The sequence below is a fragment of the Nocardia sp. NPDC059764 genome, assembly GCF_042732555.1.
In the GTDB taxonomy this organism is placed as follows: Bacteria; Actinomycetota; Actinomycetes; order Mycobacteriales; family Mycobacteriaceae; genus Nocardia.
Genome location: NZ_JBHWHH010000009.1, coordinates 31,548 through 56,959 on the forward strand (window position 1 = coordinate 31,548; position 25,412 = coordinate 56,959).

The 25,412-nt window shown below is 68.9% G+C and carries 22 protein-coding genes and 1 pseudogene; 19 read left to right on the plus strand and 4 right to left on the minus strand.

Annotation, left to right across the window (positions count from 1 at the left end):
- The first annotated feature begins 39 nt into the window (after positions 1-39).
- The 6 genes from ACFV4K_RS03340 (at position 40) to ACFV4K_RS03365 (ending at position 5,833) form a co-directional block, all read left to right on the plus strand.
- On the plus strand, positions 40-990 hold the full coding sequence (locus ACFV4K_RS03340; RefSeq protein WP_379271721.1) for an ATP-binding cassette domain-containing protein: 951 nt from the start codon (positions 40-42) through the stop codon (positions 988-990).
- Entirely contained in the window at positions 990-1,760 is a 771-nt protein-coding gene (locus tag ACFV4K_RS03345; protein WP_379271722.1) for an ABC transporter permease, read from the plus strand. The genes ACFV4K_RS03340 and ACFV4K_RS03345 overlap by 1 nt, the downstream gene beginning before the upstream one ends.
- Before the next feature lie 353 nt (positions 1,761-2,113).
- Positions 2,114-2,962 (plus strand): lysophospholipid acyltransferase family protein, encoded by an 849-nt coding sequence (locus ACFV4K_RS03350; RefSeq protein ID WP_379271724.1) that lies wholly within the window; start codon positions 2,114-2,116, stop codon positions 2,960-2,962.
- Positions 2,963-3,225: 263 nt separating this feature from the next.
- Positions 3,226-3,795 (plus strand): hypothetical protein, encoded by a 570-nt coding sequence (locus ACFV4K_RS03355; RefSeq protein ID WP_379271725.1) that lies wholly within the window; start codon positions 3,226-3,228, stop codon positions 3,793-3,795.
- On the plus strand, positions 3,792-4,895 hold the full coding sequence (locus tag ACFV4K_RS03360) for a PrsW family glutamic-type intramembrane protease (RefSeq protein ID WP_379271727.1): 1,104 nt from the start codon (positions 3,792-3,794) through the stop codon (positions 4,893-4,895). Before ACFV4K_RS03355 ends, ACFV4K_RS03360 begins: the two co-directional genes overlap by 4 nt.
- Positions 4,896-4,954: 59 nt before the next feature.
- Complete coding sequence (locus ACFV4K_RS03365) at positions 4,955-5,833, plus strand: GNAT family N-acetyltransferase (RefSeq protein WP_379271729.1); 879 nt, start codon at positions 4,955-4,957, stop codon at positions 5,831-5,833.
- 66 nt (positions 5,834-5,899) lie between these two features.
- On the opposite strand, the gene ACFV4K_RS03370 is transcribed toward ACFV4K_RS03365, so the two are convergent.
- Entirely contained in the window at positions 5,900-6,913 is a 1,014-nt protein-coding gene (locus ACFV4K_RS03370) for an alpha/beta hydrolase (RefSeq protein WP_379271730.1), read from the minus strand.
- A 197-nt stretch (positions 6,914-7,110) separates the two neighbouring features.
- Here ACFV4K_RS03370 and ACFV4K_RS03375 point away from each other — a divergent pair, with 197 nt between their 5' ends.
- The 3 genes from ACFV4K_RS03375 to ACFV4K_RS03385 are packed head-to-tail and all read left to right on the plus strand — an operon-like array spanning position 7,111 to position 10,404.
- Positions 7,111-7,560, plus strand: coding sequence for a helix-turn-helix transcriptional regulator (locus ACFV4K_RS03375; protein ID WP_379271732.1), 450 nt, complete (start codon positions 7,111-7,113; stop codon positions 7,558-7,560).
- Between the two features lie 5 nt (positions 7,561-7,565).
- The gene (locus tag ACFV4K_RS03380) at positions 7,566-7,979 is read left to right on the plus strand and encodes a VOC family protein (protein WP_379271733.1); all 414 of its coding nucleotides are present in this window, start codon (positions 7,566-7,568) and stop codon (positions 7,977-7,979) included.
- A gap of 43 nt (positions 7,980-8,022) precedes the next feature.
- A complete protein-coding gene (locus ACFV4K_RS03385; RefSeq protein WP_379271735.1) occupies positions 8,023-10,404 on the plus strand; it encodes an ATP-binding cassette domain-containing protein in 2,382 nt (793 codons plus the stop codon).
- 199 nt (positions 10,405-10,603) lie between these two features.
- On the opposite strand, the gene ACFV4K_RS03390 is transcribed toward ACFV4K_RS03385, so the two are convergent.
- Positions 10,604-11,515: an AraC family transcriptional regulator gene (locus ACFV4K_RS03390; RefSeq protein ID WP_379271736.1), complete on the minus strand. Its 912-nt coding sequence runs from the start codon at positions 11,513-11,515 to the stop codon at positions 10,604-10,606.
- A gap of 82 nt (positions 11,516-11,597) precedes the next feature.
- Between ACFV4K_RS03390 and ACFV4K_RS03395 the strand changes: the two genes are divergently transcribed.
- The 3 genes from ACFV4K_RS03395 to ACFV4K_RS03405 all read left to right on the plus strand — a co-directional run bounded on the left by ACFV4K_RS03395 (position 11,598) and on the right by ACFV4K_RS03405 (position 17,314).
- The gene (locus ACFV4K_RS03395; protein WP_379271738.1) at positions 11,598-12,296 is read left to right on the plus strand and encodes an alpha/beta hydrolase; all 699 of its coding nucleotides are present in this window, start codon (positions 11,598-11,600) and stop codon (positions 12,294-12,296) included.
- 174 nt (positions 12,297-12,470) lie between these two features.
- Positions 12,471-16,007, plus strand: coding sequence for a carboxylic acid reductase (gene car / locus ACFV4K_RS03400; protein WP_379271739.1), 3,537 nt, complete (start codon positions 12,471-12,473; stop codon positions 16,005-16,007).
- A 170-nt stretch (positions 16,008-16,177) separates the two neighbouring features.
- Entirely contained in the window at positions 16,178-17,314 is a 1,137-nt protein-coding gene (locus tag ACFV4K_RS03405; RefSeq protein WP_379271740.1) for a lipase family protein, read from the plus strand.
- A 64-nt stretch (positions 17,315-17,378) separates the two neighbouring features.
- On the opposite strand, the gene ACFV4K_RS03410 is transcribed toward ACFV4K_RS03405, so the two are convergent.
- Positions 17,379-18,161 (minus strand): VOC family protein, encoded by a 783-nt coding sequence (locus ACFV4K_RS03410; RefSeq protein ID WP_379271742.1) that lies wholly within the window; start codon positions 18,159-18,161, stop codon positions 17,379-17,381.
- A gap of 98 nt (positions 18,162-18,259) precedes the next feature.
- Entirely contained in the window at positions 18,260-20,047 is a 1,788-nt protein-coding gene (locus ACFV4K_RS03415) for an ABC transporter ATP-binding protein (RefSeq protein ID WP_379271743.1), read from the minus strand.
- Positions 20,048-20,131: 84 nt separating this feature from the next.
- Here ACFV4K_RS03415 and ACFV4K_RS03420 point away from each other — a divergent pair, with 84 nt between their 5' ends.
- From ACFV4K_RS03420 to ACFV4K_RS03450, 7 genes and pseudogenes are all read left to right on the plus strand, one after another.
- On the plus strand, positions 20,132-20,614 hold the full coding sequence (locus tag ACFV4K_RS03420; protein ID WP_379271745.1) for a MarR family winged helix-turn-helix transcriptional regulator: 483 nt from the start codon (positions 20,132-20,134) through the stop codon (positions 20,612-20,614).
- A 65-nt stretch (positions 20,615-20,679) separates the two neighbouring features.
- Positions 20,680-21,324: a pentapeptide repeat-containing protein gene (locus tag ACFV4K_RS03425; protein ID WP_379271746.1), complete on the plus strand. Its 645-nt coding sequence runs from the start codon at positions 20,680-20,682 to the stop codon at positions 21,322-21,324.
- A gap of 138 nt (positions 21,325-21,462) precedes the next feature.
- Positions 21,463-22,611 (plus strand): RNA-guided endonuclease InsQ/TnpB family protein, encoded by a 1,149-nt coding sequence (locus ACFV4K_RS03430; protein WP_379271748.1) that lies wholly within the window; start codon positions 21,463-21,465, stop codon positions 22,609-22,611.
- 73 nt (positions 22,612-22,684) lie between these two features.
- Positions 22,685-22,888 (plus strand): annotated as a pseudogene (locus tag ACFV4K_RS03435) (winged helix-turn-helix transcriptional regulator); the annotation flags it as partial.
- A gap of 274 nt (positions 22,889-23,162) precedes the next feature.
- Positions 23,163-23,705: a YaeQ family protein gene (locus ACFV4K_RS03440; protein WP_379271750.1), complete on the plus strand. Its 543-nt coding sequence runs from the start codon at positions 23,163-23,165 to the stop codon at positions 23,703-23,705.
- Positions 23,705-24,388 (plus strand): L,D-transpeptidase, encoded by a 684-nt coding sequence (locus ACFV4K_RS03445; RefSeq protein WP_379271752.1) that lies wholly within the window; start codon positions 23,705-23,707, stop codon positions 24,386-24,388. The genes ACFV4K_RS03440 and ACFV4K_RS03445 overlap by 1 nt, the downstream gene beginning before the upstream one ends.
- Positions 24,389-24,642: 254 nt before the next feature.
- Positions 24,643-25,368: a response regulator transcription factor gene (locus ACFV4K_RS03450; protein ID WP_379271754.1), complete on the plus strand. Its 726-nt coding sequence runs from the start codon at positions 24,643-24,645 to the stop codon at positions 25,366-25,368.
- Positions 25,369-25,412: the final 44 nt, after the last annotated feature.

Below are 25,412 nucleotides of genomic sequence, written 5' to 3' on the forward strand. Positions count from 1 at the left end.
AGAGTATATGGCATACACAGTTTCTGAACGGAGCTCTCCATGACCACATCCGGATCGGGGCCCGCCATCGAGGTGAGCGGCCTCGTCAAAGCCTTCGGCGACCAGCCCGTGCTGCGAGGCATCGACGTCACCGTGCCCGCCGGGACGGTGTTCTCCCTGCTCGGCCCCAACGGTGCGGGCAAGACCACCATGGTCCGCATCCTCACCACCCTCGAACGCGCCGATGGGGGAGTGCTGCGGGTCGGCGGCCACGACCCCGTGCGCGCGGCCGACACCGTGCGCGCGGCCATCGGCGTCACCGGGCAGTTCGCGGCGGTCGACGAGATCCTCACCGGCGCGGAGAACCTGCGGCTCATGGGACGGCTGCTGCACCTCGGATCCCGCGAGACCGCCCGGCGCACAGCGCGGCTGCTGGAGCAGTTCGAGCTCACCGAGGCCGCCGGCAAGCGCGCGGGCTCCTACTCCGGCGGCATGCGGCGACGTCTCGACATCGCCATGAGCCTGATGGGGCAGCCCCGCATCGTCTTCCTCGACGAGCCCACCACCGGACTGGACCCACGCAGCCGCCGCGAACTGTGGCGGGTGATCCGCGGCCTGGTGGCCGACGGCGTCACCATCTTCCTCACCACCCAGTACCTGGAGGAGGCCGACCAGTTGGCCGACCGCATCGCGGTGCTCGACGGTGGCCGCATCGTGGCCGACGGGCGCGCCGAGGAGCTGAAGCGCCTGGTGCCCGGCGGGCATCTGCGGCTGGGCTTCGCCGACGAGCACGGGCTGGCGGCGGCCGCGCGAGCGCTGCCGGTGGCCGAGATCGACGGCGAGGATCTGGCCTTGCGGGTGCCCTCGGACGGCAGTGTCGGCGATATCCGCAAGCTGCTCGATCATTTCGACGATCACGCCGTGGCCATCGACCACTTGTCCATTCACACACCCGATCTCGACGACGTCTTCTTCGCCCTCACCGGCAATACCGTGAAAGGCGCTGCGTAATGCGTACTCTCGTGCACTGCGCCCAGGACTCCGCCACCATGGTCGGCCGCAATCTGCGCCACACCCTGCGCAGTCCGGACACCATGATCATGACCATCGCCGTGCCGGTCAGCATTCTGCTGATGTTCGTGTACGTATTCGGCGGCGCGATGAATGTCGGCGGCGGCTCCTATATCGACTACGTGGTGCCCGGAATCATTCTGCTGTGCGCGGGATTCGGCTCGGGCGCGACCGCGGTGGCGGTGGCCACCGATACCCACAGCGGCATCGTGGACCGGTTCCGCGCCATGGCCGTGTCCCGCAACTCGGTGCTGACCGGGCACGTGCTGGAGAGCGTGCTGCGCAATCTGCTCACCAGTTCGCTGGTGGTGCTGGTGGCTGTGGCGCTCGGCTTCCGGCCCACCGCGGACCCGCTGCGCTGGCTGGCGGTGGCGGGCGTGCTCGCCTGCTTCGTGGTGGCGCTGTCGTGGATCGCGGCCGCGCTGGGGCTGCTGGCCTCGAATCCCGAGGCGGCCAACGGTTTCATGTTCTTTTTCATGTTCCTGCCCTACGTGAGCAGCGCGTTCGTGCCGACCCAGACCCTGCCGAGCTGGCTGCGCGGTTTCGCGGCGCACCAACCGGTCACCTCCGTCACCGAGACCGTGCGCGGTCTGCTGATGGGTACGCCAGTGGGGGATTCCGCGCCGACCGTGCTGGCGTGGTGCGCGGGTCTGGCCCTGGCCGGGTACCTCGCGGCGGGCGCGCTGTCCCGTCGCCGGACGGCCTCCTGAGATATGTCTACGCCGATATGCGCATCTACGCATGACATCTCGGATGAGTCATCTTAAGGCGAGTGCGGTGTGCGGAACCGGGGCAGTGAGATGAATGTTGGGTTTCGCACACTTCCTAACAAGCAAACGCTTGGGTTGATAACGTCGATGGTGCAGGAGGACGGTGACGGGCATCTGTCGCAACGCAGCGACGTCCGTACGCTGAACCGGACCGCGCATGCGCGGCCGTCGGAGCTAATCAATGGGGATCTGACCCGGGGGCAATTCAATTCGGCTCGACGTTGTTTCGAAAGCGTCGTGCGATGTCGTTGCATGCTGCCCGTCCCCGGCAAAGCAATCGACAGGAATGGCTCATGACCGAGAACAAGGTAATCCCCGACCCGAACCACCCGCTGCTTCCGCTCGCGCGGGCCTACACCGACTACTTCACGCCCACCGTGGTCGGCGTGGAGAATCTGCCGACTTCCGGACCCGCGCTGGTGATCGGCAATCACTCGTCCATCTACTGGGCCCCGGAGGTGTGGATCACCTTCATGGCCATGCTGGAGCACCGCCCCGACGAGCCCAGCTACGGCGTCGCCCACGACATCCTGCTGCGCGCACCGGTTCTCGGTGACAGCCTGCGTCAGTTCGGCGTCATCGCGGCCTCGAAGGAATCCGCCGCCAAGGGGCTCAAGGACGGCGGCGCGGTCATGGTCTACCCCGGCGGCGACTGGGAGGCGTGCCGCCCGTGGACCGATCGCGGCAAGATCGACTTCGCCGATCGCAAGGGCTTCATCCGGCTCGCACTGGAATTGGGGGTTCCGGTGATTCCCGCGGTCGCCAACGGCGGCCACGACTCGATCTTCGTGCTCAGCCGCGGCGAGCGCACCGCCAAGCTGCTGCAGCTCGACAAGCTGGTGCGCGCCAAGGTGTTTCCGTACACCCTGGGCCTGCCCTTCGGCATCGCCCCGATCCTGCCGCAGCTGCCGCTGCCGGCCTCGGTGACGGTCAGCTTCCTGCCCGCCCTGGACTGGTCCACCGAGCCGGGCGACCCGGACGACACCGCCACGGTCGACGACTACTACACCCGTACGGTCTCGACCATGCAGACCGAGCTGGACCGGCTGCGCGCCGAGACCCCGAACCCGGTGGTCGCGGGCCTCAAGAAGCACGCGGCGGGCCTGCCCGGACCGCTGAAGGGTCTCGCCGACCTGCTGTGAGCGCGCGGATTCGCTGTAGGGGGACAGCGGATTTCGCCGGATGAGCCATCGAGGATGCCGTACGCGGGCCGGAGCCGCGGGCGGCATCCTCGTCTCGTCTTCGGCCCCGACTTCCCTCCGGCGCTGCGGACACGCTCCGGCCGCCCGATGTGGTTAACTCGCGGCAAGCGCCCGGGCGGCGACTGCCCGGGCCTCGAGCCGGGTGTCCGGAACGCATCCACCGTCCCCGGACGTTGCCTCAGGGAGCCGAGAGGGTGGAAGACATGGCGCGCCTTGTGCATTCGGTAGGCCCCGCGCTGGCGGCGGTGGGGGCGCTCGCGGTGGCGCTGGTGGTGCCGCCCCTGCTGTCGGACGCCGTGCCGACCCGCGTGACCGACCTGGCCGAGGGCACCGGCATCACGCTGACCGCCTCCGGCATCGGCGCAGTGCACGGCGGCGACGATCCCGCCAACGCCGTCTTCTTCCGGGTGCCCGAGCCGATGCGGCGGCAGGCGACCGGCGACGAATCGGTCGTGATCCTGAAATCCGCGGACGGCGAGCGGCGGCTGTCGGTGTCGGTGACCGACGGCATCACCGATTTCCCCACGGCCGCACCCCGCATGCTCCTACCCCTGCGCGCGGCGGGCGTGGCCGCGCGCTTCGACGGGGGAGTCGTCGACGAAGGCGAATTCCACGGTCTCACCTGCGAATTGCCGGACAAGCCGGGTGGCGTGTGCGCGGTGGTCGCGAGTGGCGACGTGGGCGTCACCCTCCTCGCCACCGGCCCCACCCGCGAGGCGGGCCTCCAGTTGATCGCCGAGGTGCTGAGCTCGGGCAAGGCGGTGCAGGCATGAGCTGGTTCCAGCCGCGTTCGGCATTGTTCTGGGTCTACTGCGTGGCGGTCGTGATGGGGCCGCTGCTGTTCCTGATGCAGGCGGCGGGGCAGGTGTGGTTCGCGGGGGCGGCGGCGCTGGCGGCGCTGCCGATCACGGCGCTCACCCTGCTGGTGATCGGGCGGCTCCTGTTCGCGCTGGACCCTTTCCGGGCGCGGCGGCAGCTGATGGCTCCCCTGGTGATGGGCGCGATCTGGGGTGCGACGGTGTGGACCGGGCTGGCCATGTGGGCCAATGACCATCTGAGCCGGGCGGTCACGAATCTGTTCGGGGACCGGTTCGCGATCAGCTGGAGTGCCGCGATCACCGCGCCGATCGACGAGGAGTACATCAAGGCGATCGGTATCGCGGTGGTGGCATTGCTGTTCCGGTCGCGGCTGACCCGGCCCGTGCACGGGCTGCTGCTGGGCGCGGCGGTCGGGCTGGGCGCGCAGATCGCGGAGGACTGCCTTTACAGCACGCAGACCGCGTTGTCGTCGCCGCAGACGCCGGTGGCGGACGTGCTGCTGGTGGCGGTGCTGCGGCTGGTCACCGCGCTCACCTCGCACTGGGCCATGTCGGCGCTGGCGGGGGTCGGGATCGTGATGGCGCTGGTCCGTCCGGACCGGTCGTGGCTGTGGCGGTTCGGGGTGTTCGCCGTGTTCTACGGGCTGGCGTTCACCATGCACGTGCTCTTCGACGCCCCGCGCCCGCCGGGCCCGCCCTTGGTCTCGACCTACCTGCCGATCCTGATCGACCTGGTCATCTTCGCCCTGGCGTACGGCTGGGTGCTGGCGAGCGAGCGGCGCTGGTTCCGCGGGCTCATCGCCCGCCCGGCCGCGCGCACCATCGGGTCGGAGGCGGCGCTGGCCCCGCTGCTCACCTACCACCGCCGCCGCGAAGCCCGTGCGGCGCTGCGGCATTCGACCGGCTGGACGCGCAAGCAGGCCCTGGCGTACGAACGTGATCTGGTGGATCGCATCACCGATCTGGATACCTCCGGGCAACCCCGGTTGACAGGTGATGTCGGTCCCGGTTCGGGTGGGTTCCCGCAGGGTAGGGTGGTCCGTTACCACTGGTAGGTGTTTTAACGCGTGCCGGTGACCTGCGTCGAGATAACTGGACGCTAGCGTGGGTCACTATGAGTGAGGGTCAGACGCCGCCCGCCGACCCGGCGCGTCGGCCGGTGGACGAGTTGCTGAAGCGTCGTCAGCAAGCGTTGTGCAACTACCTCGACGCGAGCGCCGACATCGCCAGCACCCGGATCCGCGCGAACCTGAACGGGTGGCACAAGTGGCTGGGCAAGCTGCCCGGCTCGCCGACCGCTCGCGCCACGGCCCGCCGGGACGCTCTGATGCGGGATCTGGCCGTGCACGGTGTCGGTGCGGACGATCATCGCTGGGGTGTGCTGTCGGGTGGATTCGTGCGCAGTCTCGGCGCGCCGCTGTGCCTGGAGGACACCCTCGCCGAGCTGACCGAGCGCCACAGAGCCGAGCACCCGCACTGGACGCGCCGCCTGGAGGCGCTGGCGCGCGCGACCGGGGAGGCTCGCCCGATGGCCGCGGTGGGGGATCGGGCCGTGGTCGCCGACCTCACCGAGGAACTGCTCGCCATCACCCGCTCCGCCCCCGATGAGGCCGCGCGGCAACGGCTTTCCGACCACCTGCCCGGCGTCCTGCGGCCGGTGCCGTCCGATATCGAGTCGCTGCGCCGCGACGACAACCTCGCGGAGGTGGTCTTCGACATCTACGCCGACACCATCAAGCTCGACAACATCACGGTGAATCCGGAGTTGCGCGGCACCGGCCTGGGCACGGCGATCCTGCAGCACCTGTGCCGGGCCGCGGACGCCCATCACCTGTGCATCGTCGGCCAGCTGGTCCCGACCTTCCGCGACGACGACTCCGCCGTGCCGGTGCTGGCGAAATGGTGCCGCCACCAAGGGTTCTCGGTCAACGAGCGGCTGGGCGGCCGCATCGTCCGCACGCCGATGAGCGTTCCGGGCGCCGCGGCCATGTAGTCACCCCCGAACGCCGAACGCCGCATACCGATCGTCGGTATGCGGCGTTCCACGTGGAAGCGTGGGTCAGATGCCCATGCCCGAGGCCAGCATCGGCCACGAGTCGTGCAGGGCCTCTTCCCAGTACGGCCAGTAGTGGGTGCCGACCGGGTCGTAGCGGAAGGTGCCCGGGATCTGCAGCGAGTCGAGCTTGCTCTGCAGGTTGTGGGTGCAGGCGTTGACCGCGCCCTCGATGATCATGCCCAGCGCCAGGTTCACGTCACCCTGCACGCCCGGGGCGGACTTGGTGTAGAACTCGACGTCGCGCATGAGCGGGATGCCGCTGCCGCTGGAGACGTAGAGCTGGGTGCCGCGCAGCTTCTCGGCATTGATGACCGGGTCGTTGGCGGCCCACAGCGGGCTGTCGGCCGGGCCGTACATATTGGCGGTGTTGCCGCCCGCCCAGGTCTCGACGGCCAGCTTCACGAACTGGCGGCCCATCGGGTCGGCGATCTGCGCGCATCCGCTGTAGGCGGCCACGGACTTGAACAGGCCCGGCTTGGCCTCGGCCAGCTGCAGCACCGAGGTGCCGGAGGTGGACAGGCCCGCGAGCGAGTTCAGGCCGGTGGAGCCGAGGGTGGCGTCGAGCAGCGGCGGCAGTTCCTGGGTGAAGAAGGTCGTCCACTTGTTGACGCCCAGCTGCGGGTCGGTCTGGATCCAGTCGGCGTAGTAGCTGCCGCGGCCGCCGATCGGCTGGATGACATTGACCTGCTTGTCGGACAGGAAGCCCAGCGCGTTGGTCTGCGCGGACCAGCTGGCGGTGCCCTCGCCGGCGTCGAGGCCGTTGAGCAGGTACAGGTTGGGGGCGGGCTGCGATTCGTCGACCGGACGCTGCACGTCGACGGTGATGTCCCTGCCCATGGCCGCCGAGTAGACCTTCAGATGCCAGGTGCGGCCCTCCTTGGTCACCGAGGAGACCGAGGAGGCCTTGTCCTGGTCGGCCGATCCGGTGCCGGCCGCGAGGGCCACGGACAGGACTGCGGAGAGGGCGACCGCGGCGGTGCGCAAGGCGGTCCGGTTACGTAGTGCAGAGAGCTTCATCGAAGAGCTGATCCCAGTTCTCGGGCCGTGCACGGCCGCATGTAGATCGGTGCCGGGTCCCGGATGTCCCGGTTTCCCCGCACGCTATGTCTTGTGTCAAGGCAAAACTGTTACCTGACAAATCGTCCGGGCGGTAGTCCCCAATCCGCCGGGCACGTCGTCCCGGGGCTGTCGGCCCAGCGTGCGACCATCGAGGGGTGACGAGCAAACCCGACGAGGAGCAGCGCCTACGGGACCTGGCGCGCCTGCGGCGGGTGCGGGACCGGATCGATCGCGAGTACGCGCAGCCGCTGGACGTGGAGGCGCTCGCGCGGGACGCGCACATCTCGGCCGGGCATCTGAGCCGGCAGTTCCGGGCGGCCTACGGCGAGTCGGTGTACGCGTATCTGATGACGCGGCGCATCGAGCGGGCCATGGCGCTGCTGCGGCGCGGGGATCTGAGCGTCACCGAAATCTGTTTCGCGGTGGGTTGTTCGTCGCTGGGCACGTTCAGCACCCGGTTCGCCGAACTGGTCGGTGTGCCGCCGAGTGTGTACAAGCAGCAGATGGCCGACGCGCCCGAAGGGATGCCGTCGTGCGTGGAGAAGCAGGTGACTCGACCGATCAGGAATCGAGAAGCCCAGGCAAGCGGCTCGCAACTAGCCTGATCGACATGGACATCACCATTCTCTCGAGCTTCCTCCCGCACAATGACGCGGACGCTGCGCTCGCGTTCTACCGCGACGCGCTCGGCTTCGAGCTGCGCAAGGATGTCGGCTACAACGGCCTGCGCTGGCTCACCGTGGGCCCGCCCGATCAGCCCGGAACCTCCATCGTGCTGCACCCGCCCGCCGTCGATCCGGGCATCACCGAGGACGAGCGCAAGCTCATCGTCGAGATGATGGCCAAGGGCACCTACGGCAGCGTCCTGCTGGCGGCAAAAGACGTGGATGCGGTCTTCGAGCGGTTGCAGGCGAACGACGCGGTCGAGATCGTCCAGGAGCCGACCGACCAGCCCTACGGCGTGCGCGACTTCGCGGTGCGCGACCCCGCGGGCAATATGGTCCGTATCCAGCAGGTGCCCTAACCGCTTTCCCGCCCGACCGGTCCGCCCTCAGATGGAGACACGCATGGCCCCGAGCAAGTCCACGAAGAACGCCCTGCCCGCCGCCGACGCCCACGATCTGATCCGGGTGGTCGGCGCCCGGGTGAACAACCTCAAGGACGTCTCCGTCGACCTGCCCAAGCGGCGGCTCACCGTGTTCACGGGCGTGTCCGGTTCGGGCAAGAGCTCGCTGGTCTTCGACACCATCGCCGCGGAGTCGCAGCGGCTGATCAACGAGACCTACAGCGCGTTCGTGCAGGGCTTCATGCCGAGCCTGGCCCGCCCGGACGTGGACGTGCTGGACGGCCTGACCACCGCGATCAGCGTGGACCAGCAGCGGATGGGCGGCGATCCGCGCTCCACCGTGGGCACCGCCACCGACGCCATGGCCATGCTGCGCATCCTGTTCAGCCGCCTCGGTCAGCCGCATATCGGTTCGCCGCAGGCGTTCTCGTTCAATGTGGCCTCGATCAGCGGCGCGGGCGCGGTGACCGTGGAGAAGGGCGGCAAGCAGGTCAAGGAGCGGCGCACCTTCTCGGTGACCGGCGGCATGTGCCCGCGGTGTGAGGGCCGCGGCTCGGTCAACGACATCGACCTGACCCAGCTCTACGACGCCTCGAAGTCGTTGCGGGAGGGGCCGTTCACGATTCCGGGCTACAGCATGGACGGCTGGTTCGGGCGCATCTTCATGGGCAGCGGGTTCTTCGATCCGGACAAGCCGCTCGGGAAATACAACAAGCGCGAGATCGCCGATCTGCTGTACAAGGAACCGACCAAGATCAAGGTCGAGGGCATCAACCTGACCTACGAGGGTCTGATCCCCAAGATCCGGAAGTCGATGCTGTCCAAGGACATCGACTCGGTGCAGCCGCACATCCGCGCCTTCGTCGAGCGCGCGGTCACCTTCCAGATCTGCCCCGACTGCCACGGCACCCGGCTCAGCGAGCTGGCCCGCTCCTCGAAGATCGACGAGATCAGCATCGCCGACGCGTGCGCCATGCAGGTCAGCGATCTGGCCGACTGGGTGCGCGGGCTGCGCGATCCGGGCGTCGCGCCGCTGCTCGAGGCGTTGTGGCAGGTGCTGGACTCGCTGGTGGAGATCGGGCTGGGCTACCTGAGCCTGGACCGCGCCTCGGGCACGCTGTCGGGCGGAGAGGCCCAGCGCGTCAAGATGATCCGCCATCTCGGGTCCGCGCTCACCGACGTCACCTACGTGTTCGACGAGCCGACCGTGGGCCTGCACCCGCACGACATCCAGCGCATGAACGATCTGCTGCTGCGCCTGCGCGACAAGGGCAATACCGTGCTGGTGGTCGAGCACAAGCCGGAGACCATCGCCATCGCCGACCACATCGTCGACATCGGCCCGGCCGCGGGTTCCGGCGGCGGCACCGTCTGCTTCGAGGGCACCGTCGACGGACTGCGCGCCAGCGGCACCATCACCGGCCGCCACTTCGACGACCGGGCCGCGCTCAAGGACGCGGTGCGCGAGTCGAAGGGGGCGTTGAAGATTCGCGGCGCGACCGCCAACAACCTGCAGAAGGTCGACGTCGACATTCCGCTGGGCGTGCTGGTGGTCATCACCGGTGTCGCGGGCTCGGGCAAGAGCTCGCTGGTGCACGGCTCCATTCCCGCCGGTGAGGGTGTGATCTCGGTCGATCAGGGCGCGATCAAGGGGTCGCGGCGCAGCAATCCGGCCACCTACACCGGCCTGCTCGAACCGATCCGCAAGGCCTTCGCCAAGGCCAATGGCGTGAAACCCGCACTGTTCAGCGCGAATTCGGAGGGCGCGTGCCCGACCTGCAACGGCGCGGGCGTGATCTACAGCGACCTGGCCATCATGGCCGGGGTCGCCACCGTGTGCGAGGAGTGCGAGGGCAAGCGCTTCCAGGCCGCGGTGCTCGAATACAAGCTGGGCGGGCGTGACATCAGCGAGGTGCTGGCCATGCCGGTCGCCGAGGCCCTGGGCTTCTTCGCCGAGGGTGAGGCGAAAATCCCCGCCGCCCACAAGATCCTGGAACACCTCCACGAGGTCGGGCTGGGCTACGTGAGCCTGGGCCAGCCGCTGACCACGCTGTCCGGCGGTGAGCGGCAGCGCCTGAAGCTGGCCACCCACCTGGGCGAGAAGGGCGGCGTCTACGTGCTGGACGAGCCGACCACCGGCCTGCACCTGGCCGATGTGGAGAATCTGCTCGGATTGCTGGACCGCTTGGTCGATTCCGGCAAGACGGTCATCGTGATCGAGCATCACCAGGCCGTCATGGCGCACGCGGACTGGATCATCGACCTGGGTCCGGGCGCGGGCCACGACGGTGGCCGGATCGTCTTCGAGGGCACGCCCGCGGACCTGGTGGCCGCGCGGTCCACCCTGACCGGCGAGCACCTGGCCGCGTACATCGGCTCCTAGTACACCGTCCCCCTTGCCGCGCACACCTCGTCAAGGGTGCGTTCGGCGATCTCGTTCGCGCACCGATTGCCTTGGCGGACAAGGCCGATCGTGAAATCCGGGTCCGTGGACATGGTTCAGCGGGCCGCTACTGCGACCAGCGCCATGCCTGCCGGATGTGAATCACCTGTCCACCAGAACAAGCGGGGTGCGGCGCGGGTCAGGGGCCGGGCGGGGTGTCGCCCTTGCGGTAGCGCAGCGGCGGGGTGTCGTAGCGGCGGCGGAACGCGCGGCTGAAGGCGGCCTCGGAGTCGTAGCCGACCTGGTGGGCGACCGCGACGATGGGAATCGCGGTGGTGCGCAACAGGGTTGCCGCGCGCGCCAGGCGGCGGTCGGCCAGGTAGGCGGCGGGCGCGCGGCCCAGCCTGCGGGTGAAGCGGTCGGTGAAGGTGGTGCGCGACATGGACGCCAGCGCCGCCAGATCCGACACCGTCCACGGGGCGGCGGGCGCGTGGTGCACGGCGGTGAGGACGGGGGCGAGTGCCGGGTCGAGGGCGGCGGTCAGCCAGCCGGGGGCGGCGGTGTCGGTAGACCAGGCGCGCAGCGCGTGGATGAACAGCAGGTCCAGGATGCGCGAGATCATGGCGGCCGCGCCCGGACGCGGATCGGTGACCTCGACCATCAGCAGGTTCAGGCTCAACGGCAGCCAGTCGCGGGCGCGACCGGCGGCGTCGATGTGGATCGCGGGCGCGAGCACGGAAAGCAGTGGGGCGGCCTGGGGTTCGTCGACCAGGAACGAGCCGGTGACCCAGCGGGTGTCGGCGGTCAACGGCGTCACGGTGTGGCCGTCTCCGCGGGCGAGCACCACCATATCGCCGGAATGCGCTGTGGTGGGGTCGGATTCGCCGTCCACGCGGATCTCGACGGCGCCCTGCTCGACGATGTGGAGCACCCGCTTGCCGGCCGGAACCCGCACCGGGGCATCGGATTCGGCGGTGTGCCGGGCGACGGTCTCGCCGCGCAGCCGCACCGTCTCCAGAATCTCCGACAAGGCGTCCAGTCCCGCGAGCTCCGCCGGGTCCGGCAAGGCGGCGTCGGGTGATTCGGCAAAGTTCTGCGGTGTTTCCGTCATGGTCTTTGCTCCATCATCCGAATAGCGTAGATCTCGCAACCCGGGAAGCACGCGAGATCAGTACTTCGAGAGGAGATACGCCATGGCGGACAAACCTGCGATCGTTCTGGTACACGGATTCTGGGGTGGTGCGGCGCACTGGGCCAAGGTCATCGTGGAGTTACGGCGGCGCGGCTACGAGTCGCTGCACGCGGTGGAGAACCCGCTCACCGGGCTGGCCGATGATGCCGCCCGGACCCAGAAGATGGTGCGCCAGATCGCCGGGCCCGTCCTGCTGGTGGGGCATTCGTACGGTGGCGCGGTCATCACCGAGGCCGGTGACCTGCCCAATGTCGAGGGTCTGGTCTATGTCGCGGCCTTCGCGCCGGATGCGGGGGAGAGCCCCGGTCGGATCACCGAGGAGCTGCCCCCGGCGGCGGTCGCGGCCATCGCGCCGGATTCGGACGGCTACCTGTGGATCGCGCAGGACAAGTTCCACGACAGTTTCTGTCAGGACCTGACCGAGGACGAGGCCCTGGTCATGGCCGTCACCCAGAAGGCCCCGGTGGGTTCGGCCTTCGGTGACGCGGTCTCCGCCCCGGCCTGGAAGGCCAAGCCGACCTGGTATCAGGTGTCCACCGAGGACCGCATGATCAACCCGGACAACGAGCGGCGGATGGCCGAGCGCATGGGCCCGCGCCGCATCGTGGAGCTGCCCGCGAGCCACGCCTCGCCGGCCTCGCAGCCGGGCGCGATCGCGGATCTGATCGATGCTGCAGTGGCGGATCTGGGCTACAGCTAGCCCCCAACTGACGCGCGGTGCATTCTGTTGTTCGGGGATGCACCGCGGAGTCTTGACTTTCCTGCTCCGCGCCCGCATCGTAGAGATACTTAGCGAAGCTAAGCGATTGGGAGAAATCCCGGCGCCCGAACCGGATTCGGGGCGTGCGGTCACTGGAGATCCAGGGAGGCAGTGATGGTCGAGGACGCCGCGCGTGCGGGGCTGACCCAGCGATTGGCGGATCGGCTCGCCCGCGCCGAGGCCGCCCGGCGCTTCCAGGCGCTGCTGGTCGACGATCAGGTCCGCGCGCTGGCGCCCTCGCCCGAGATCGCGGCCGCGGCCCAGCGGCCCGGACTGGCGATGGCCGAGGTGGTGGCGATCCTCATGGACGGGTACGCGGACCGTCCGGCCATCGCCGAACGAGCCGCCGAGATCGTCACCGGGCCGGACGGCCGGCGCACCCGGCGGCTGCTGCCCGAGTATCGCGCCATCACGTATCGCGAATTGTGGTCGCGCGCGGGCGCACTCGCCGCCGCCTGGCAGGCGGATACGCGGAATCCTCTGCGCCCCGGTGATTTCCTGTGCTCGCTGGGCCTGGTCAGCGGCGACCTCACCGCGGTCGAGCTGGCGACCGTCCGGCTCGGCCTGGTGAGCGTGCCGTTGCAGGCGAGTGCCCCTGCCGCGCAATGGCATTCGATCATCGCCGAGACCGGCGCGCGGGTGCTGGCGGTGAGCCTGGAACTGCTCACCCCCGCCCTCGACTGTGTCCTCGACGGCACCCCGGTGGAATCGCTGGTGGTCTTCGACTTCGATCCCGGCGACGACGGCCAGGCCGAGACCTACGCCGCCGCGCAACGCCGCATCGCGGAGTCGGGCGCCGCGCTGACGCTGGAAACCCTTGCCGCCGTGATCGATCGGGGCCGCGACCTGCCGCCGGTCCCGCCGTACGTGCCCGCCGACCCCGACGAGCCCGCGCTGCTCATCTATACCTCCGGCAGCACCGGCACCCCCAAGGGCGCGATCTACACCCACCGCCTGGTGACCGGAATGTGGCAGGGCCCGGCCCAGATCCCGGTCCCCGTGCTGAACTTCTGCTACATGCCGATGAGCCACGTCGCCGGGCGCATGGTGGTGAACGGCACCTTCTCCCGCGGCGGCACCGCCTACTGCACCGCCTCGGGCGATATGTCGACCCTGTTCGAGGATTTCCGGCTGGCCCGGCCCACCGAGGCGTTCTTCGTACCGCGCGTGTGCGAGATGGTGTTCCAGCGCTACCAGAGCGAATCGCAGCGCCGCCTGGCCGCGGGCGCGTCCGCCGAGGAGGCCGCGGCGGCCGCGAAAACCGCGCTGCGACAGGACTTCCTGGGTGAGCGCCTGGCCCGCGTCATGGTCGGCAGCGCGCCCATCTCCGCGGAGATGAAGGAGTTCATGAACTCGGTGCTGGATCAGCCGCTCATCGACGGCTACGGCTCCACCGAGGCGGGCGGCGGCCTGCTCATCGACAACGAGATCCGCCGGCCCCCGGTGCTCGACTACAAGCTCGTCGACGTGCCCGAGCTCGGCTATTTCGCCACCGACAAGCCGTATCCGCGCGGCGAGTTCCTGGTGAAGTCGATCCTGCAGGTCCCCGGCTATTTCAAGCGGCCCGAGCTGACCGCGGAGATGTTCGACGAGGACGGCTTCTACCGCACCGGCGACATCGTCGCCGAGGTCCGCCCCGACCACCTGGTCTACGTCGACCGCCGCAACAATGTGCTCAAGCTGTCGCAGGGCGAGTTCGTGACGGTGGCCAAGCTGGAGGCGGTCTACGCCACCAGCCCGCTCATCTCCCAGATCTTCGTGCACGGCTCCAGTGAGCGCTCGCATCTGCTGGCGGTCATCGTGCCCACCGACGCGGCCCGCGCGCTCGCGCCCGCCGAGCGCACCGCCGCCATCGCCGAGTCGCTGCGGCAGCTGGCCAAGGACGCCGAGCTGGAGTCCTACGAGATCCCGCGCGAGTTCCTGCTCGAATCCGAGCCCTTCACCCAGGACAACGGGCTGCTGTCGGGGATCGGAAAACTGTTGCGGCCCAAGCTGCGGGAACGCTACGGCGACCGGCTCGAGGAGCTCTATCGGGCCCAGGCCCAGCGGCAGGAGGACGAGCTGGCCGCGTTGCGCGGCGCGGCCGCGGACCGGCCGGTGGTCGAGACGGTGCGCAAGGCGGCGTGCGCGATCCTCGGCGGCGGTGAGCCCGCGGCGGACGAGCACTTCACCGATCTGGGCGGGGATTCGCTGTCGGCGCTGTCGTATTCGACGCTGCTGCGGGAGATCTTCGGCATCGAGGTGCCGGTCGGCGTCATCGTGAGCCCCGCCAACGACTTCACCGGGCTGGCCGCGTACATCGAGGCCGCGCGCGCCGGTGACATCCGCCCGACGGCGGCGACGGTGCACGGCGGCAACGAGATCCGGGCCGCCGACCTCACCCTCGACAAGTTTCTCGACGCGCCGACCCTCGCCGCCGCCCCCGATCTGCCGCTCTCCCCGCAGCCGCCGCACACGGTGCTGCTCACCGGCGCGAACGGCTATCTGGGCCGGTTCCTGTGCCTGGAATGGCTGGAGCGCCTGGACGATTCGGACGGCACCCTGATCTGCGTGATCCGCGGCCGCGACGCCGAGTCCGCGCGGACGCGGCTCGACGAGGTCTTCGACAGCGGTGATCCGGCGCTGCTCGCGCGCTACCGCGAGCTCGCCGCGCGCCGCCTGCGCGTGCTCGCCGGTGACATCGCCGACCCGTATTTCGGCCTGGACCACCAGGAATGGCAGAAACTGGCCGCCACCGTCGACCTGATCGTGCACCCCGCCGCCCTGGTCAACCACGTGCTGCCCTACGACCAGCTCTTCGCACCGAACGCGGTCGGCACCGCCGAGGTGATCCGGCTGGCCCTGACCACGGTCCGCAAGCCGGTGACCTATCTGTCCACGGTCGCCGTGGCCGCCCAGATCGATCCCGCGGTCTTCACCGAGGACGGCGACATCCGCGAGATCAGCCCCGTGCGTTCCCTCGACGACGGCTACGCCAACGGCTACGGCAACAGCAAGTGGGCCGGTGAGGTCCTGCTGCGCGAGGCCCACGATCTGTGCGGGCTGCCGGTGGCGGTGTTCCGCTCCGACATGATCCTGGCGCACACCACCTTCGCCGGTCAGCTGAACCTGCCCGACATGTTCACCCGCCTGCTGCTCAGCGTGCTCGCCACCGGCCTGGCCCCGAAGTCGTTCTACGCCTTGGACGCTCGCGGCGAACGGCGGCGCGCCCACTACGACGGTCTGCCCGCCGACTTCACCGCTGCCGCCATCACCGCCCTCGGCGCCCGCGTCACCGACGGTTTCGACAGCTTCGACGTGCTCAACCCGCACGACGACGGCATCTCCCTCGACGAATTCGTGGACTGGCTCATCGAATCCGGCCATCCCATCGACCGCATCGACTCCCACCGCGACTGGTTCACCCGCTTCGAGACCGCCCTGCGCGCGCTCCCGGAGAAACAACGCTCCTACTCGGTGCTTCCGCTGCTGCACGCTTACCGCCGCCCCGCGCCCCCGATCCCCGGCGCGGCCCTCCCGGCCAAGCGCTTCCAGGCCGCGGTCCAGCACGCGAAACTCGGCCCGACCGGAGACATCCCGCACCTGACCAGAGGGCTCATCGACAAGTACGCCGCCGACCTGCGCCTGCGCGGCCTGCTCCCGCCGTCCTGACGCCGGCGCCCTCGGGCCCGGGCCGCGTCGGCGAGCGGACGCGCGCGCCGGGACGCGGCGCTGCGCTGACCCGCGGCACGTGAACGGCCGCGGCTTGGCGCCGATCACATAGTCTGACCGGAATGTCGCTCTGCGACACCCGAGCGAGATGAGTACGAGAGGACTCCTCGATGACGCGACGCACCGTGATGACCCTGGTCTCGGCGGCGATGCTGGCCACCGGCCCGCTCACCGCCGCCGCCCTGGCCGACCCGCCCGCGCGGGCCGAGGGCGCGACCCCGGGCGCGGTCGTCGGCGATGACGCGCTGCCGCAACACCTGTGGCTCGACGGCACCGGATCGGCCCGCAAACTCACCTACTGGACCCGCGATTCGGCCGATCAGCCCGCGCTGTCCACCGGCGTCGTGTTCACCCCGGCGGGCACCCCGCCGGCCGGCGGCTGGCCGGTGCTGTCGTGGGAGCACGGCACGGTCGGCATCGGCGACGACTGCGCGCCCTCGGTGACCGGTCGCTCCGACCGCGACAACGGCTTCCTGGCCACCTGGCTGCGGCAGGGCTACGCCATCGTCGCCACCGACTACATCGGGCTGGGCACCCCCGGCGTGCATGCCTACCTCGACGGCCGCGCCGAGGCGCACGCCGCCATCGACATGGTGCGCGCCGCCCGCGCGGTGGACCGGTCGCTGGCCTCGAAGTGGGTCGCCATCGGTCAGTCGCAGGGCGGCGGGGCCGCGGTGTTCACCGCCTCGCTCGCGACTCGCTATGCGCCCGAACTGGATTACCGCGGCGCGGTAGCCACCGGCCCGGCCTCCAATATCGTCGACGCCGCCACGCTGATCGGCCCGGGCACCACCGTCGGGTCCCCGCACATCACCGCCTACGCCACCTACGTCCTCGACGGCCTGAAGGCGGCCCGCCCGGACTTCGACCTGGACAGCTACCTCAGCCCGGAGGGCAAGGACCTGGTCGAGGACGCCAAGACGCTGTGCTTCACGCCGCTGGCCGAACGCGCCGACGGGCTGACGCTGGGGCAGCTGCTGTCGCGCCCGCTGGCCCAGGGCGATTTCGTGCCCATCGCGCGCTCGGTCATGGATGTCCCGCTGACCGGCTACGACCGGCCGCTGTTCATCGGCCAGGGCACCAACGACACCGATGTCCCCGCGCCGCTGACCGCCAAGCTGGTCGCCGACATGGCGCTGGCGGGCACCTTCCCCGAGGTGCACGTCTACCCGGGCAAGGACCACAGCGGCGCGATGCTGGCCTCGCTGGCCGACAGCGTGCCGTTCGTGGCCCGACTGTTCGCCTGACGACCCGGGAGAAATCGAAAGGCCGAGTGGCGCAGCGCCACTCGGCCTTCGTCGGCTCCGGATATCAGCCGCTGGTGACGGTGGTGTCGATGAGGCCGAACACCTCACCCTGCGGGCCCGCCACGATGCCCATGCGTCCGAAGGGGCTGTCCGAGGCGCCCATGAGCACGGTCGCGCCGAGTGAGGTCGCCTTGTCCAGCGCGGCGTCCGCGCCCGCGACCTGGAACCAGGTCAGCCAGTAGTTGGGGCCGCCGCCGGGCTGCCCGGTGCTGTCGGCCATGCCGCCCATCGGCCGTCCGTCCGGACCGGCGAAGGTGGCGTAGGGCATCTGCTCGTTGCCGATCTCGTCGTACGACCAGCCGAACACCGCGTTGTAGAAGTCCTGGGACGGCTTGTAGCCGTTGGTGTGCAGATCGTTCCAGCAGTACGCGCCCGGCTCGTTGAAGATCCCGGCGCCGGTGTGCGCCTTGGCTTCCCAGACGCCGAACACCGCGCCCGCGGTGTCGCCGGCGATGAACATGCGCCCGACGTCCATGACGTCGAAGGGCGGCGTGAAGACCGTGCCGCCGGCCTCGGTCACCGCGCCCGCGATCGCGTCGGCGCTGTCGGCGGCGAAGTAGGTGGTCCACACCGAGGGCATGGGGTCGGGGCCCATCTTGGGTCCGATGCCCGCGGCGGGTTTGCCGTCGAGCATGGCCATCAGATAGCCGCCGGCCTCGGGCGGGCTGTCCTGGACTTCCCAGCCGAGCAGCTGGGAGTAGAAGGCCCGCGCGGCGGCGGGATCGTCGACCGAGCAGTCGACCCAACACGGAGTTCCTTGCGGCCAAACCTTGTCTGTCGTGGGCATCCGGATCCTCCCGATAACGGTCGGTGGCGGCCGGCCGCTGCGGTCGGCCGGACTCAGAATACCGATTGGTCCGGCCCGATCGGTGCGATCCGTCCAGGTCAGACGTCCAACGCCCCGACTACGTCCTCGAAGGTGTCGCGGGCCAGCAGCTCCGCGTAGAACCCATTGCGCTCGACCAGTTCCCGATGCGTCCCGCGCTCCACCACCCGGCCGCGGTCGAGGACCACGATCTGATCGGCGTCGCGGATGGTCGACAATCGGTGCGCGATCGTGATGGTCGTACGGTTCGCCGACAGCGTGTCGATGGCGGTCTGCACCTCCCGCTCGGTGCGGGTGTCCAGTGCGCTGGTCGCCTCGTCGAGCACCATGATCGGCGGATTGCGCAGGATCGCCCGCGCCACCGCCAGCCGCTGCTTCTCGCCGCCGGAGAACCGGTAGCCGCGCTCGCCGACCAGCGTGTCGTAGCCGTCGGGCAGGCTCATGATGTGGTCGTGGATCTGCGCCGCGCTCGCCGCGGCGTGCAGTTCGTCCTCGGTGGCATCGGGCTTGGCGAAGCGTAGGTTGTCGGCGACCGAGGAGTGGAACAGGTAGGTCTCCTGCGACACCACGCCCACCGCCGCGGACAGATCGGCGAACGACAGGTCCCGCACGTCGATCCCGTCGACGGTGACCCGTCCGGCGGTCACGTCGTAGAGCCGCGCCACCAGATAGCCGAGAGTCGTCTTGCCCGAACCGGTTTCGCCGACGATGGCCAGGCTGGTCCCGGCGGGCACGTCGATGTCGATGTCGCTGAGCACGTCCTGGTCCGCGTCGTAGCCGAAGCCGACCCGGTCGAACCGCACCGCACCGGTCACCCGCTCGGGCAGCGGGGTGGGGCGCTCGGACTCCTCGATATCGGGTCGCAGATCCAGGTATTCGAAGATCCGCCCGAACAGCGCCAGCGAGCTCTGGATGTCCACACCGGTCGACAGCAGCATCACCGACGGCCGCAGCAAACCGCTCTGCAGCGTCGTGAACGCGACCAGGGTGCCGATCGACACCAGCGGATGCCCCGAGGCCACGGTCATCCCCGCCGCCCAGTAGACCACCGCGGGCATGGCCGCCATCACGATGGAGATGGTGGACTGCCGCCACCGCCCGGCCATACTGGCGCGGATCTCGAGATCCACCAGCCCGCGCGATTCCCGGGTGAAGTCCTCGACCAGGGCGGGGGAGCGGCCCATGGTGCGCGCCAACAGGATTCCGCTCACCGAGAGCGATTCCTCCACGATCGCCGACATGCCCGCCAGCTTGCGCTGCTTCTCCCCGGTGATGCGCCGGCGCTCGGAGCCGACGCGGCGGCTGATCCACACGAACAGCGGCAGCATGGCCAGCGAGACCAGGGTGAGCCGCCAGTCGAGCGCGAACATGGCGATGACCGCCGCGACGACGGAGGTGAAGTTGGAGACCAGGGAGGTCAGTGTCGAGGTGACGGTGGACTGCATGCCGCCGATGTCGTTGGCGATGCGCGACTGCACCTCGCCGGTGCGGGTGGCGGTGAAGAACGACAGCGGCATGGATTGCAGCCGCGCGTAGACCGCCGAGCGCAGATCGTGCATGACGTCCTGGCCGACGCCGGTGGAGATGTAGGTCTGCAGTACGCCGAACACGCTGTTCAGCGCGGCCACGGCGATCATGCCCGCGGCCAGCAGGGTGAGCAGGCCGGTGCGCCCGCCGGGCAGGGCGTCGTCGATGATGCCGCGCAGCAGGAACGGGGAGGCCAGACCGGCCAGCGAGGCCAGGCCGACCAGGGCCGCGACCAGGGCCAGGCGTCCCCGATAGGGCTGGAAGAGCCGGACGATCCGGCGAAGTTCCGTTTCCGGAGTCTGTGTGTCTTTCGAAGCCATAGCGCCTCCTTTCGCAGGGAGTCACACGCTGTAACTGAGTCTGACTCATTATTGTTCCGAGGACAATGAGTTATGCTCTGAATTATGTCGAGCACGCCCGCGGACCAGCCGCGCGCCACCGGGGAACCCCGCGAGGACGACCTCGCCGAACTGTTCCTGCACGCGACCAAACGCCTGCACCGCACCCAGTCCGCGCGACTGTCCCCGCTCGGCCTGACCCCCGCCCAGGCCCGCGCGCTGCGCATCATCGGCCGCGCCGCCGAGCACGCCGACGAACCACTGCGCATGTCCGCGCTCGCCGAGCACCTGGGCATCGTGCCGCGCTCGGCCACCACCGTGGTCGACGCGCTGGTCGCCGCGGGTCTGGTTGCCCGCGAAGCGGATCCGGCCAATCGCCGCGCTACCCTGGTGACCTTGACCGCGGCCGGTCGTGAGGCGCTCGACCGCATGTTCGCGGCCCGGCGCGACGCCGCCGAGGAGATGTTCGCCGCCCTCACTCCGGAGCAGCGCTATACCCTGCGCGATCTGCTCGCCGCACTCACCTCCGGCGAATCCGCGCCGCGCTGACGGGCATACAGTCGGGCGTGTTCGCCGATCCGAGCTCGTCATCGTCATCAGCAAGGAGCCCGATAATGCCGCGTGAGCTGGCCGACCTGCCCTTCGCCCGCTTTCTGGAACCGCAGGACGCGCTGCGCGACGAAGGCGCGTACGACTGCGCGCATTTTGACGGCCTGTCTCTCGACGACCCGCAGTTGCGCGGGGTCACCTTCACCGAGTGCGCCATCTCGGCCACCACCGTGAACGGCGGCTTCTTCCGGTATTCGCGCTTCAACGACGTCTGGCTGAACAGCACCCGATGGATCCGCACCGACCTGTCCGAAACCAATTGGATAGACGCGGAATTCGTGATGGCCGCGCTGTCGGGGGTGGAGGCGTTCGGGTCGGTGCTGCGCCGGGTGAGCTTCCACAACTGCAAGTTCGATTCGGTGAATCTGCGCGGCGCGACGCTCACCGACGTCTCGTTCGTGGACTGCGTGCTGCGCGATGTGGACATCAGCGAGGCCAAGGCGACCTCGGTGAGCTTCCCGGGCTCGGAGATCTCGGGTCTGTCGCTGCGCAACGCGAAGCTGAAGAACGTGGACCTGCGCGAGGCCCGGTCGATCGGCGTCTCCAGCGGTGTCGAGTCGCTGTCGGGGGCGCTGGTCACCAATACGCAGTTGCTCGAGCTGGCCCCGGTGTTCGCGCACACGTTCGGGATCGTGGTCAAGGATCTCTAGTCAGTAGCGCAAGTGAACTGACTTGAGTTGCGCTTCACGCATGACGGAGTGGCGGTCCCATATAGCGCGGAAACAACACTGCGACTAGGTCTTTGATAGTCGGGCAATATCGTAGGCCAGCACGGTACGCTCGCTTTTGTGCAGCTTCGGTATAACTACCGCGTTCACCCGACGCCTGGCCAGCGGATAGCACTGGCGCGGGCGTTCGGATGCGCTCGGGTGGTGTACAACGACGCGCTGGCGGCGCGGCGGGAAGCACACGAGGCGGGGCTTCCGTACGTCAAGGACTCGGTCCTGCAAACCCATGTGATCACCGATGCGAAGAAGACTCCCGAACGCGCATGGCTCAGCGAGGTTTCGTCGGTGGTTTTGGTGCAGGCGCTGGGCGATCTGCACACCGCCTATCGCAGTTTCTTCTCCTCGGTCACCGGCAAACGTAAGGGCGCGAAGGTCGCCCCGCCCCGGTTCCGGTCCCGCAAGGACAACCGACAGTCGATCCGGTTGACCCGCAACGGATTCTCGTTGCGGGCGAATCGGAAGCTGTACGTGGCCAAGGTCGGGGAACTGAGGGTCTCCTGGTCGCGGGAGCTGCCTTCGGTCCCTTCGTCGGTGACGATCGTCAAGGATGCGGCGGGAAGGTATTTCGCGTCGTTCGTTGTCGTCGTCGACGGCCAGTCATTGCCCGCGGCTGAGTCCGAGGTGGGTATTGACCTCGGGTTGGCGATGTTCGCTGTCTTGTCGGACGGGCATACGATCGCGTCCCCTCGGTTCCTGCGGCATGCCGAACGGCGTTTGCGGAAGGCGCAGAAGACGTTGTCCCGTAAGGGGAAAGGCTCCGCCAACCGGGCCAAGGCGCGGCTGCGTGTCGCGAAGGCGCACGCGAAGGTTGCCGATACGCGCCGGGATTGGGCGCACAAGCACTCCTCGCGGATCATTCGCGACAACCAAGCGATTTTCGTCGAGGATTTGAGCGTCAAAGGTCTCGCCCGCACCCGGTTGGCGAAATCGGTGCACGACGCCGGGTGGGGCATGTTCGTCCGAATGCTGGAGGACAAGGCTGCCCGATACGGGCGGCACTTCTCGAAGGTGGACCGATTCTTCCCGTCCACCCGCATGTGCTCGAAGTGCGGCGTTGTCGGGGACCAGAAGCCCCTGCATGTGCGCGAGTGGACATGCACGTGTGGAACCACTCACGACCGCGACCTGAACGCGGCACACAACATCCTCGCCGCCGGACGGGCGGAGAGGCTAAACGCCTGTGGAGGGACTGTAAGCCCTGCCGCCTAGCGGAAGGCACGTCCCTGTGAAACAGGAACCCACCGGAGCGACACACCACGTCGCAGGAGGAATCCCGGCCTTCATGGCTGGGAGGACGTCAACACATGAAACGTACGAGCTTCTTTTGCACGGCGCCAAGCGTTTCGACGATTTCGAATCCACCCTCGGACTCAGCCGCAATGTCCTCACCCAGCGGCTGACCCGGCTGGTGGAAGCGGGCCTGCTGGACAAGGTCCCCTACCAGGATCGCCCGGTGCGCCACGAATGCCGGCTCACCACCCAGGGCCGCGACTTCTTCCCGGTGATCGCCGCCATGATGGCCTGGGGCGACCGCTATCTGGCCCCCGAATCCGGCGAACCGGTGCTGCTGCATCACACCGCCTGCGACCACGACACCCACGCCGAGGTGGTGTGCGCGCACTGCCGCGAACCACTGCGCTACGAGGACATCTCCGCCCGGCTGGGACCGGGCTTCCCGGCCCGGCTGCGCGACGCCGCCCTGGCGACGGGCCGCTTCGGCGACGAGTCCTGGCCCCGGCGTGTTCTAAGCTGCAAGCACTATGGCCCTGAACGCGACTCTCCACACCTTCGCCGTGCAACTGTCCGATATCGATCGGGGGGTGTACGAGGAGTTGGACCTGCGGGTCGCCCAGCATCCTTCGGAGACGGCCGAATACATGCTGACCCGGGTGCTGGCCTACTGCCTCGAGTACGAGGAAGGCATCGCGTTCAGTGTCGGCGGGGTCTCCTCGACCGATGAGCCGCCGGTGATGATCCGCGATCTCACCACCCGCATGACCGCCTGGATCGATGTGGGCGCGCCCGAGGCCGCCCGCATCCACCGGGGCAGCAAACTGGCTGACCGCGTGGTCATCTACACCCACCGCGATCCGGTCAAGGTGCTCGCGCAACTCCCGGCCAAGCGGATTCACCACGCTTCGGAGATCCGCGTCTACTCGTTCGACCCCACCTTCATCGAGGACGCGACCCAGTTCCTGCAGCGCCGCAACGCGCTCACGCTCTCGATCACCGACCGGCACCTGTATCTGGAGCTGAACGGCAACACGCTGTCGACCGATATCGAAGAGCACCGCCTGTCCTGATGGCCGCCCGCCGTCGACGCCTGCTCAGCGCGGCCGCGGTCGCCGCGGCCCTGCTGACCGGCACCGTCGGCTGCGGCCAACGGCACGCCGAGACCGATGATCAACCCGACTACCGCGGCCCGGCCGGGCAGGTCATCACCGTGATCTCCGATTCGGCCGACGCGACCACCGCCACCCTCAGCGCGTGGGATCGGGTTGGGGCGCAGTGGGTTCGGGCGATCGGACCGTTGCGCGCCGATGTCGGCGCCCAGGGCATCGGTCCTGCCAGCGAATCCGCGACCCGCTCGCCCGCCGGAATCTGGTCACTGACAGAGGCTTTCGGCATCGCCGCCGACAATGGCACCCGGCTGCGGTACCGGCGGGTGACGACCTCGGACTGGTGGGTGTCGGACACCGCGTCGCGGTACTACAACACGCATTACAGTTGCGCGCCGGGCAGTTGCCCGTTCGACGAATCCGCCGGTGAGGATCTCGGCAGCGCGGGCCCGGCCTACGATCACGCCGTCGTCATCGACTACAACCGCGCTCCCGTGGTCGCGGGGGCCGGATCGGCGTATTTCCTGCATGTCGGCGACGGTCACCCGACCGCGGGCTGTGTCGCGGTTCCCGCCGCCGACCTGGACCGGCTCATGCGCTGGCTGGATCCGGCACGCGGGCCGGTCATCGATATCGCCGTCCGGTAATAGCACCCGAAAACCGCGATTTCGCATTCGAAACACCTTGTGCCTGTTCTCACAATGTCGCACATGCGACCTGCGGGTTACCGGACCGGGTGAATAGCCGCGGCGTCCTCCGGAGTCGCGCGAAAAGCACGTTTGACGTGTGGCAATTCCATCAATGCGCGCCAGCTATCGCGTGCACACCGCAAAAGTCAGCATGTTTCGGGCAACTATGGTTCGGGTATTCGACTTTGTCGAACGCGAAAAGGAATTGAAATATGGGTGCGAGCCTGATGATCGTGGGGGACGACTACGGAGTCCGCGGCTCCTTGCGGGCGGCGATGGAAGAGGAAGGATACGAGGTCGCCGAGGCGGGCGCGGGCGAGGCCGCGCTGGAACAGCTGCGGGTGAACGGCGCGCCGGACGTGATGGTCGTGGACCTCTTGTCCGGTGAAATGGACGCCTTCACCTGTATTCGTGAGGTCCGCCGCGCGCATGAGGTGCCGATCATGGTGGTCAGCGCCAGCAACGACACCCACGACGTGGTCGCCGCCCTGGAAGCGGGGGCCGACGACTTCGTCACCAAGCCGTTCGAGATCAAGGAGATCAGCGCGCGCATGCGGGCGCTGCGGCGGCGCCCGCACCTGGGCGGGCTGCCCGACGAATCGATGGCCGAACCGTTGACCGAGATCGTGCTCGACCCCGACGATGCTGCGCCGCTGGTGCTTTCGCCCGAGGGCGGCGCGGTGCGCCGCGGCGAGGAGCAGATTCCGTTGACCATCACCGAATTCCGGCTGCTGTGCGAGCTGGCCGCGAATCCGGGCCGCGTGCTCACCCGCACCCTGCTGCTCGAAAGAGCCTGGGACGAAGGCTTCTTCGGCGACGAACGACTCGTCGACGTCCATGTGCGCCGCTTGCGCACGAAGATCGAGGTCGACCCCTCCGATCCCCGCATCGTGGTGACGGTGCGCGGGCTCGGCTACCGCCTCGACATGCCGCGCTGAGGTCCTCGTCCCGGGCGGAGTCATCGGATCGTCATGAGATCGCA